General features: G+C 74.3%; 7 protein-coding genes and 1 pseudogene. 6 read left to right on the top strand and 2 right to left on the bottom strand.

Going from position 1 to position 9683, the window contains the following annotated elements:
- Positions 1-103: 103 nt before the first annotated feature.
- On the top strand, positions 104-1816 hold the full coding sequence (locus MNZ39_RS06115) for an aldehyde dehydrogenase family protein (RefSeq protein ID WP_242336070.1): 1713 nt from the start codon (positions 104-106) through the stop codon (positions 1814-1816).
- 134 nt (positions 1817-1950) lie between these two features.
- The gene (locus tag MNZ39_RS06120) at positions 1951-2433 is read left to right on the top strand and encodes an FHA domain-containing protein (protein ID WP_242336074.1); all 483 of its coding nucleotides are present in this window, start codon (positions 1951-1953) and stop codon (positions 2431-2433) included.
- Between the two features lie 31 nt (positions 2434-2464).
- Here MNZ39_RS06120 and MNZ39_RS06125 read toward each other — a convergent pair whose 3' ends face one another.
- Complete coding sequence (locus MNZ39_RS06125) at positions 2465-2944, bottom strand: acyl-CoA thioesterase (protein ID WP_242336077.1); 480 nt, start codon at positions 2942-2944, stop codon at positions 2465-2467.
- 97 nt (positions 2945-3041) lie between these two features.
- Between MNZ39_RS06125 and thyX the strand changes: the two genes are divergently transcribed.
- The 4 genes from thyX (at position 3042) to MNZ39_RS06145 (ending at position 9470) form a co-directional block, all read left to right on the top strand.
- The gene (thyX, locus tag MNZ39_RS06130) at positions 3042-3863 is read left to right on the top strand and encodes an FAD-dependent thymidylate synthase (protein WP_242336080.1); all 822 of its coding nucleotides are present in this window, start codon (positions 3042-3044) and stop codon (positions 3861-3863) included.
- A 105-nt stretch (positions 3864-3968) separates the two neighbouring features.
- Positions 3969-6470, top strand: a complete 2502-nt coding sequence (gene sppA, locus MNZ39_RS06135) for a signal peptide peptidase SppA (RefSeq protein ID WP_242336083.1) — start codon at positions 3969-3971, stop codon at positions 6468-6470.
- A gap of 339 nt (positions 6471-6809) precedes the next feature.
- Positions 6810-8201, top strand: coding sequence for a transcription termination factor Rho (rho, locus tag MNZ39_RS06140; protein WP_242336086.1), 1392 nt, complete (start codon positions 6810-6812; stop codon positions 8199-8201).
- A gap of 81 nt (positions 8202-8282) precedes the next feature.
- Positions 8283-9470, top strand: a complete 1188-nt coding sequence (locus tag MNZ39_RS06145; protein ID WP_242336089.1) for an HD domain-containing phosphohydrolase — start codon at positions 8283-8285, stop codon at positions 9468-9470.
- 29 nt (positions 9471-9499) lie between these two features.
- Here MNZ39_RS06145 and MNZ39_RS06150 read toward each other — a convergent pair.
- Positions 9500-9683: pseudogene (locus MNZ39_RS06150) on the bottom strand (serine/threonine protein kinase); the annotation flags it as partial.

Here is a 9683-nt window from a genome sequence, read left to right on the forward strand (position 1 = left end):
CCGCGCCGCGCGCGGCGGGTCGCCCCCGGGCGTGCGCCCCGGCACCGGAAGTTTCGAGCGGCGAGCCGGGAGATCCCTTACGATCGCGGGCGGAGAACGCCCGATGACGCGTCCGGCAGCCGCCCCGTCTCCCGTCACCGATCCGCGCCGCCTCGACGAGGCCGTGGCGCGCCTGCGCGACGGCGCGCCGATCTGGGCGCGCGCGTCGCTCTCCGAGCGCATCGCCCTGGCGCGCTCCATGGCGCGCGGCCTCGAGCGCACCGCCGAGCGCGCCGTCGCGGCGGCCTGCGCGGCGAAGGGCATCCCGCTCGACTCCCCCGTCGCCGGGGAGGAGTGGCTGAGCGGGCCGTACGTCGTCCTCCGCCAGCTCCGCCTCGTCGTCCGCTCGCTCCAGGCGCTCGCGGCGCGCGGCAACACGCCCATCGGCGCCGTCGGCGAGACGCTCGACGGGCGCCTCACGGTCCGTGTCTTCCCCGCCTCCCCCACCGATCGTGCGCTCTTCAGGGGCGTCAGCGCCGAGGTGCACCTCGAGGAAGGCGTCGGGAAGACCGAGCTCGACGAGGGCCGCGCGCGCTTTCACAAGGCGCCCGACCACGACGGCGAGGTCTGCCTCGTGCTCGGCGCGGGGAACATCAACGCGATCCCGCCCGCGGACGTCGTGACGAAGCTCTTCAACGAGGGCAAGGTCTGCGTCCTCAAGATGAACCCGGTGAACGCGTACCTCGGACCGCTCTTCGAGGAGGCGTTCGCCGAGGCGATCGCGCGCGGCTTCCTCGCCGTCGTCTACGGCGGCGCGGAGGAGGGCTGGCACCTCGCGCACCACCCGGGCGTGGACGAGGTGCACATCACCGGCTCGGATCGCACGCACGACCTCATCGTGTGGGGTCCGCCGGGGCCGGAGCGCGCCGCGCGGATGGCGAGGAACGACCCGCTCCTGCGCAAGGAGATCTCGAGCGAGCTCGGGAACATCACGCCGGTGCTGGTCGTGCCGGGGGCGTGGGACGCGCGGACGCTCGCCGCGCAGGCCGAGAGCGTCGCGGGGATGCTCACGCACAACGCGTCCTACAACTGCATCGCCGGCAAGATGCTCGTCACCGCCCGCGGGTGGCGCCAGCGCGACGAGTTCCTCGCGGCGGTGGAGCGGTTCACCGCGCTCGCGCCGCCCCGCCGCGCCTGGTACCCGGGCTCCGCCTCGAGCTACCACCGCCTGCTCGACGGCCGCGGCGACGTGCGGCGCATCGGGGAGGCGGCGGAGGGCGAGCTCCCCTGGGCGATCGTGCGCGGCGTCGCGCCCGATCCCGACGACGCGGCGTTCCGCGACGAGCCGTTCTGCGCCCTGCTCTGGCAGACCGAGATCGGGAGCGCCGATCCCCTGGAGTACCTCGACGCCGCGGTGACGCTCGCGAACGAGACGCTGTGGGGGACGCTCGCGGCGCACATCGCCGTGCACCCGCGCACGCTCTCCGACCGCACGACGGGGGCGGCGCTGGAGCGCGCGGTCCGGCGGCTGCGCTACGGCTCGGTCTCCGTGAACTGCTGGGCCGGGTACGGCTTCGCCTTCGGCTCGACGCCGTGGGGCGCCTACCCCGGTGCGTCGCTCACCGACATCCAGAGCGGCCGCGGCTTCGTGCACAACGCGCTCATGCTCGAGCGCGTCGAGAAGACGGTCATCCGCCATCCGGCCGCGACGTTCCCGAAGCCGCCGTACTTCCCGAGCCACCGCACCGCGCACGCGCTGGGGCGCGGGCTGACGCGCCTCGAGGCGCGCGGCCTCACCGCGCTCCCGGCCGTCCTCGCGGCCGGCGTCCGGGGCTGAGCGCGGGCCGGGGCCGCTGTCCGGGACGGGAACGACGTGGCGGTCGCGTCCCGTGGCCCTGCGGCTCGACACCCCTCGCCCCTCCGTGATGTCATCGCCCCGTTCGCGGGGAGAAGCGCGCGGCGGGGGCCACCGTGAAGAGCTTTCTCCTCTCCTGGCTGACGAGGAAGTACTCCGGGTGCGACCTCGCGTCGTTCCAGCGCGAGCGGCCCGAGGACTGGCTCGTATGGGAGGCGGGTCCCTGGCGGCCGCCCGCGGCCGGGCGGGAGACCATGCTCGCCGACCCCGGCACGCGGCTCGTGGCGGCCGGCGAGTCGCTCGTCATCGCGCTCGCGGCCAGGAACGGGGGTCCGGAGGTCCGGGTCGGCCGGGCGCCCGAGAACGACATCGTGGTCGACGACGGCACCCTCTCGCGCCGGCACCTCGTCCTCCGGCGCGACGGTGCCGGCGGCTGGACCGTCGAGGACGCAGGCTCGTCCAACGGCACGAGCGTGAACGGGCTGCGCATCGGCCGCGCGCCGCTGCGGCTCGAGCCGGGGGCGCGCGTCGAGGCGGGCGCCGTGCGGCTCACGTTCTACGACGGCGCGACGCTCTACCTGCGCCTGCGCGGCGCCTGAAGGGATCGAGCGGGGCGTGGCCCCCGCCGCTTCACTCGCGCGCGAGCGCGGCCCGGAGCCCCAGCCGCGACTCGCGCCTGACCCGCGCGCCGCGCTCGCGGCGGCGGTCGTCGTCCGACTCGGCGACGAGCGGCGCGACGTGCGTGGGCCGCCCGGCGTCGTCGATCGCCACGAAGGTCAGGTACGCGTCGCAGCACCTGCGCCGCTCGCCGGTGCGCGGGTCCTCGGTCGAGACCTCGACGTTCACCTCCATGGAGGTCGAGAACACCGCGGTCACGCGCGCGACGAGGAGCGCCATGTGGCCGATCGGAACCGGCGCGAGGAACGAGAGCTGGTCGATCGACGCCGTGACCACGGGCAGGCGCGCGTGGCGCATCGCCGCCATCCCGGCGGCGAGGTCGATCCACTGCATCACCATGCCGCCGAACGCGGTGCCGTGGGAGTTCGCGTCGCCCGGCATGACGAGGTGGGTGACCTCGACGCGGGACGCGGAGGCGGGCTTCGGCTCCATGGCCCCTCTATACGCGGGCCCGCGGGCCTCCGCCGCCCTTTCCCCCGTGTCGGGTCGCCGCTATAGAATCCGCGCCCCTCTCCGGAGAGCTCGTCCCATGCCGCTCGAAGTCACCCTCATCGACCACGCCCGCGACCCGCTCGCGAAGCTCTACGGCGCCTACCGCACCTGCTACACCCCCAAGACGCCCGGCGAGGTCTGGAGCGAGATCCGCGACGGACGCATCGCGCCCGACGCCATCCGCGAGTTCATCGCGGAGCGGCTCAAGACCGGCCACGCCTCGCCCCTCGAGCAGGTGGTGTTCTGGTTCGGGATCTCGGGCGTCTCCCGGGCGCTCTCGCACCAGTTCGTGCGCCACCGGATCGGCATCTCGTTCGAGCAGCAGTCGCAGCGCTACGTCCGCTACAAGGAGGAGCGGCTCGACTACGTCATGCCGAAGACCTGGCGCGACGCGCACGGCATGGCGGACGAGTACGACCGGCTCATGCGCGAGATCACCCGCGTGTACGAGCTGGCGCTCGAGAAGGGGATCCCCGCCGAGGACGCCCGCTTCGTGCTGCCCAACGCGACGCCGACGAACTTCCAGGTGATGGTGAACTTCACCGAGCTCCTGCACATCGCGGACCTCCGGCTCTGCTGGCGCGCGCAGTGGGAGATCCGGCACATGGTCGCGCTCATGCGGCGCGAGGTGATGAAGGCCATCCCGGAGATCGGCGGCTACCTGCAGCCGAAGTGCGGCGACAAGCGCATGGGCTACTGCGACGAGCCGCGCAAGGAGTGGGAGAAGTGCCCGCTCGGGAAGGTGCGGCCGCACAAGGAGCAGCTCCTCGACGTCTTCCGCGAGTACCGGGCCGGCAACCTCGTGCCCCTCGCCGAGGAGCACCTGCGGACCGTCGAGGACGCGGGCAACGAGGAGTAGCGGCCTCGGCCGGGAGGGGTGGCAGCCCCCCTTGGATCCCCTTCCGCCCCGGCCGGTCCCGGCCGCCCGGGTGACGCTCCGGTAGAATCCCGCGCCGGAGCCCACATGAGACTGTACGTGAAGGCCGCGCTCGCCGCGGTGATCGCCGCCGCCGCGCTGCCCGCGCGCGCCCAGGTCCAGAGCGCGCTCGATCGCGACCAGGGCCTCCCCGCCGGGCTCTCGCTGCCCCTCCCGGGCGCCGCCGCCGCCGAGGAGCCGACGGCGCTCGCGGTGAACCCGGCCGGCGTGGGGTTCGTGCCCCGGCTCGCCGTGCAGGCGTTCCACGAGCGCGACGTCACCCCGGGCTCGAGCGCGGACGCCATCTTCGCCGCCGACGGCGTGGGCCCGCTCGGCGTCGGGTTCGGCATGCAGTGGGTCCGCCCCGGCTCCGGCGACGGGCCGCGCTACCGCAAGACGACCTTCGCCCTCGCCCTCACCGACACGCGCGCCCTCTCGCTGGCGATCGGCTGGAACCGCTGGGCCTCCCGGGACGACGCGCTCGAGCGGCTCTCGAGCTGGGACGTCGGCCTCACGGTTCGGCCGACGCGCTGGCTCAGCGTCGCCGCTGCGATGCGCGACCGCGACGCGCGGCTCTCGGGCGAGCCGCTCCCCATCCGCTACGACCTCGGCGTCGCGACGCGGCTGTGGCGCGACGGGCTCACCCTCTCGCTCGATCTCCTCGGCGACGACGATCGCCGCGACGCGCTGCGCGTGACGCACCTCGCGACCGGCCTCGGCGCGGAGGTCTGGTCCGGCCTCGCCGTCTCGGCCCAGCTCCAGCTCCCGCTCCGGTCGGGGCTGCCCACCGGCGACCGGCCCGCCGCGGTGGTCGCGCTCTCCTGGAACGGACCGTACGTCGGCTGGACGGGGGGCGCCGTGCCGGTGCGCGATCGCACCGGCTCGCTCGTCGGCGTGCGCTTCTCGGGCGAGCGCTACCGCGCCGCGTTCACCGGGCACGACGTGCCGGCCATCGACGTCGAGCGCGCGCTGGAGCCGCCGCGCACGTTCCTGTTCTTCACCTTCGGAGAGCCGGATCCGTACGGCCGGCTCCTCGCGCGCCTCGAGGCGGCGCGCGACGATCCCGAGGTCGCCGCCGTCGCGGTCCGCATCGACGATCTCGGGGTGGGCGCCGGCCGCGCCGAGGCGCTGCGCGCGGCGCTGGCGCGCATCCGCGAGAGGAAGCCGGTCCTCGCGTACCTGGCCGGGGGCGGCACCATCGAGTACTGGATCGCGAGCGCCGCGACCGAGATCGCCGCCCAGCCCGGCTCGACGCTGTTCGTGAACGGCGTCTCCACCTCCACGCTGTTCGTGAAGGAGCCGCTCGCGCGGATCGGGGTGGCCTTCGAGGTGGTGAAGCGCGGCGCGTACAAGAGCGCGCCCGAGCCGCTCGTCCGGACGGAGGGATCACCGGAGGCGCGCGAGATGGTCGGCTCGCTGCTCGACGACGTCTTCGGCCGGTTCGTCGGGGACGTCGCCGCGGCGCGGCGGGTCCCGGAGGAGCGCGTGCGCGCGCTCGTGGACCGCGGCCTGTTCGGCGCGGAGGAGGCGAAGGCGGAGGGGCTCCTCGACGCGGTGCTGTGGCCGGACGAGCTCGAGGGCTGGGCCCGGCGGGTGACGAAGCGGCGCGTGCAGGTCACGGGCGGCTACTCGCCCGACGAGGAGCGCCGGGCGCAGCGCTGGGGCCCGGCGGCGTACGTGGAGGTCGTGCGCGTGGAGGGGGCGATCGCGGGCGGGAAGAGCCGCGGCGACCGGCTCGGCGTCGCGGCGATCGCCGGCGCGGAGACCATCGCCGCCCAGCTCCGGCGCGCCGCCGACGACTCCGACGTGAAGGCGATCGTGCTCCGCATCGACTCGCCGGGCGGCGACGGCGTCGCCTCGGACCGGATCTGGCGCGAGGTGCAGCGCGCCCGGCGCCGCAAGCCCGTCATCGCATCGATGGGCGACGCCGCGGCGAGCGGCGGGTACCTCGTGGCGGTCGGGGCCGACACGATCCTCGCCGAGCCCTCCACCCTCACCGGCTCGATCGGCGTCTTCGCCCTGAAGCCCGATCTCTCCGGCCTGCTCGCCAAGCTCGGCGTGGTCCGCGAGGCCGCGGCGCGGGGCGAGAACGCGCAGCTCACGAGCCTCGCGAAGCCCTGGTCGGCCCCGGAGCGCGCCGCCGTCGAGCGCGAGATCGAGCGCTTCTACGCGCTGTTCGTGGCGCGCGTGGCGGAGGGGCGAAAGCTCACGGCCGCCGAGGTCGAGACCGTGGCGGGGGGCCGGGTCTGGACCGGCCGCCAGGCGCAGGAGCGGCGCCTCGTCGACGGCCTGGGCTCCCTGCGCGACGCGATCCAGCTCGCGCGCGAGCGCGCCCGGCTCACGCCTGACGACGTCGTGATCGTCCGCACGGCCAAGGGCGGCGAGGACGGGGCGGACCCGTTCTCGGTGGGCATCTTCGGCACCGCGCCCTCCCCGCTCGCGCGCACGCTCGCCGCGATCCCGGAGCTCCGCGCCCTCTCGCTCGTGTCGGAGATGGGGCCCGTGCTCGCGTTGCCCGTCGAGTGGGTGGACCCACCACCCGCGCCGTGAAGCACCGGCCGGAGGGGCGCCGCGTCCGCTGGCTGGGCGGGCGGGCCCCCTCGGGGCCGCATCGAAGCTTTCGCTGCGCGATCTTTTTTGCTATGTGATGACTTGTCTGCCCTCCGCGAAGGCTTTACGTTTCACGGCGGCGGGTAGACGAGCCTCTGATCGGCAGGTTGCTGGCGAGTTCGCGTCGCGTGACACGCGGCGCGCTGCGAGCGACGCGACAGGGGCGGCGGTTCGCGGCCCACCGACTGCCAACGAGCCGCGAACGGCGCCAATCCAGGACGCATGACGGTCGTGCCGCGAGGGCGATTCCTTCGCCCCGCTGCCGGAGCAGACGACAGCATGAGCGATAACGAGCAGACCCCGACTCCGGTCGTGAGCGGGGCCCCTCAGAACTCCCAGCCCACCGCGTCCGCCCATGAGGGCGAGGCCGGCGGGCAGCCCGGCGGTCCGGGCGGAGCCCCCGGACAGGGGGGACGGCGGCGGCGGCGGCGGCGTGGTCGCCGAGGTCGTGGCGGCCCCCAGGGCCAGGGTGGACCGGCGGTCGGGCCGAACGGCCAGCCGCTGGCGGCGGCGCCCGCGCAGAACGGGACCGCCCCCGCGCCGCAGGCGCAGCCCGGCGGGCAGGCTCAGCCCGAGGCCACCGAGGAGGTCGAGGGCGTCCTCGAGTTCGAGGGCAAGGGGAACGGCTACCTGCGCGACGTGAAGCGCAGCTACCTCCCGCAGCCCTTCGACGTCGAGGTGCCGCGCTGGCTCATCGACCGCATGCACCTGCAGGGCGGGCTGCTCGTGAAGGGCCAGGCCGCCACGCGGAACATGAAGCGGGTGCTCACGCGCATCGACCAGCTCGAGGGCACCGACCCGATGGCGGTCGCCCGGCGCACCCACTTCCACAACCTCACCGCGACCGATCCGACCGAGAAGCTCGTCATGGAGACGCGCCCGGACGAGCTGATCGGCCGCGTCCTGGACCTCGTCTCCCCCATCGGCCTCGGCGCGCGCGGCCTCATCACCTCGCCGCCCAAGGCCGGCAAGACGATCATGCTGCAGCGGATCGCCCAGGCGATCACCTCGAACCGCCCGGACGTGCACCTCACGGTCCTGCTCGTGGACGAGCGGCCCGAGGAGGTCACCGACATGAAGCGGAACATCAAGGGCGAGGTGATCGGCTCCTCGAACGACCGGCCGACGGAGGAGCACATCCACGTCGCCGAGATGGTCCTCGAGCGGTCCAAGCGCCTCGTGGAGGGCGGCAAGGACGTCGTGATCCTGCTCGACTCGATCACCCGCCTCTCGCGCGCCTACAACAAGGAGGTCGAGTCCTCCGGCCGGACGCTGACCGGCGGCGTCGACTCGCGCGCGCTCGAGCGGCCCAAGCGGCTGTTCGGATCGGCCCGCAAGGCCGAGGAGGGCGGGTCGCTCACCATCATCGCGACCGCGCTCATCGACACCGGGTCGCGCATGGACGAGGTGATCTTCGAGGAGTTCAAGGGCACGGGCAACATGGAGGTCGTGCTCTCGCGGCAGCTCGCCGAGCGGCGCATCTTCCCGGCCATCGACATCGGCGCCTCCGGCACCCGCAAGGAGGAGAAGCTCTTCTCCCCGAAGGAGATCGAGAAGGTCCGCCGCCTGCGCGGGGCCCTCGCCTCGCTGAAGCCGGTCGAGGCGATGGAGCGGCTCCTCAAGAAGCTCTCCGAGTTCGAGACGAACGAGGAGTTCCTCCAGAGCTTCTGACGTTCCCGGGACCGCCCACCCGTCGCCGGGCGGGCGGTCCCCCATGCGAATCCCGCCGCGAGCCGCTATCATCCGCGCCCGATGGACTCGCGCGTCGCGCCTCCAGCCCTCGTAGTGTCCGGCCCGGGCGTCTCGCCCGCGCCCGAGCCCGTGCTCGTCGTGGACGACGACGAGCTCATCCTGAAGGCGCTCGCGCGCATCCTGGAGAGCTCGGGCTTCGCGCCCTGCTGCTACGCCTCCCCCGAGGCCGCCCTCGAGGCGCTCGAGTCGGAGCGCCCGGTCGTGATCATCTCCGACTACATGATGCCGGGGATGGACGGCGTCGCCTTCCTGAACCAGGCGCGGGCGCGGTACCCGGCCGCGATCCGGATCCTCTGCACCGCGGCGGACGACTTCCGCGTCGCCCTCGAGGCGGTGAACTCGGGCGAGGTCTACCGGATCGTCTCGAAGCCCTGGCACCAGACGGAGCTCATCGCGACGGTGACGCAGGCGGCCGAGGCGGCGCGGCTCCAGCGCGAGAACGAGCGGCTCACCGCCGAGGTGCAGCGCCAGAACGGGCAGCTGCGCGAGATGAACGCGCGGCTCGAGGAGATGGTCCGGGCCCGCACGCAGGCGCTGCTCGAGGGGCTCATCGCCGCCCTCGACTACCGCGACGCCGAGACCCAGTGGCACTCGCGGCGCGTGTCGCTCTTCGCGCGGCGGCTCGCGCGGCAGCTCGGCTTCGAGGAGCCGGAGCTCACGGTCGTCGAGCACGGCGCCCTCCTGCACGACATCGGCAAGATCGGCGTGCGCGACCGGGTGCTCCTCAAGCCCGGCCCGCTCACCACCGACGAGTGGACCGAGATGAAGCGCCACCCCGAGCTCGGCTGGGCGCTCCTCCAGCGCGTGGACTACCTGCGCCCCGCGTCCTCCATCGTCCTCCAGCACCAGGAGAAGTGGGACGGCACCGGCTACCCCGCCGGCCTGCGCGGCGAGGAGATCGTGGTCGGGGCGCGCATCTTCCACGTGGTGGACACGCTCGACGCGATCACGAGCGACCGGCCGTACCGGCGGGCCCGTCCCTTCGATCACGCGCGCGAGGAGATCACGCGCTGCACGGGCACGCAGTTCGACCCGAAGATCGTCGAGGCGTTCCTGTCGGTCCCGCCCGAGGACTGGGAGCGGATCCGGCTCGACGTGGAGACGGTCGCGGTGCTCTCCGCCGACCTCGCCGAGAGCCCGCCGGCGCCCGAGGACCTCGCGGCGGCGCTCGACGCGCTGCGCGGCTGACGCCGCGGCGCCGCGGACCCCGGCCCGCGCTACTGCAGCTCGATCCCGAGCAGCGCGGCGGTCTCGCCGCCGCCGACCTCGATCGTCACGGCCGCGCGCCGGCCGTCCCTCGCCCGGAGCTCGACCCGGTGCCGGCCCGGCGCGAGCGCGACGGCGCGGGTCTCGTCGGCGGCGAGCGGCGGGAGGCGCGCCTCGCCGTCCACGACGAGCGTG

The organism is Anaeromyxobacter sp. SG66, from assembly GCF_022690805.1.
GTDB lineage: Bacteria > Myxococcota > Myxococcia > Myxococcales > Anaeromyxobacteraceae > Anaeromyxobacter > Anaeromyxobacter soli.

What these genes read in the sequence shown, in the direction of transcription:
- MNZ39_RS06145 (WP_242336089.1), top strand. Translation starts at nt 8,283, where the DNA reads ATGGACTCGCGCGTCGCGCCTCCAGCCCTCGTAGTGTCCGGCCCGGGC.
- sppA (WP_242336083.1), top strand. Translation starts at nt 3,969, where the DNA reads ATGAGACTGTACGTGAAGGCCGCGCTCGCCGCGGTGATCGCCGCCGCC.
- MNZ39_RS06125 (WP_242336077.1), bottom strand. Translation starts at nt 2,944, where the DNA reads ATGGAGCCGAAGCCCGCCTCCGCGTCCCGCGTCGAGGTCACCCACCTC.
- thyX (WP_242336080.1), top strand. Translation starts at nt 3,042, where the DNA reads ATGCCGCTCGAAGTCACCCTCATCGACCACGCCCGCGACCCGCTCGCG.
- MNZ39_RS06115 (WP_242336070.1), top strand. Translation starts at nt 104, where the DNA reads ATGACGCGTCCGGCAGCCGCCCCGTCTCCCGTCACCGATCCGCGCCGC.
- rho (WP_242336086.1), top strand. Translation starts at nt 6,810, where the DNA reads ATGAGCGATAACGAGCAGACCCCGACTCCGGTCGTGAGCGGGGCCCCT.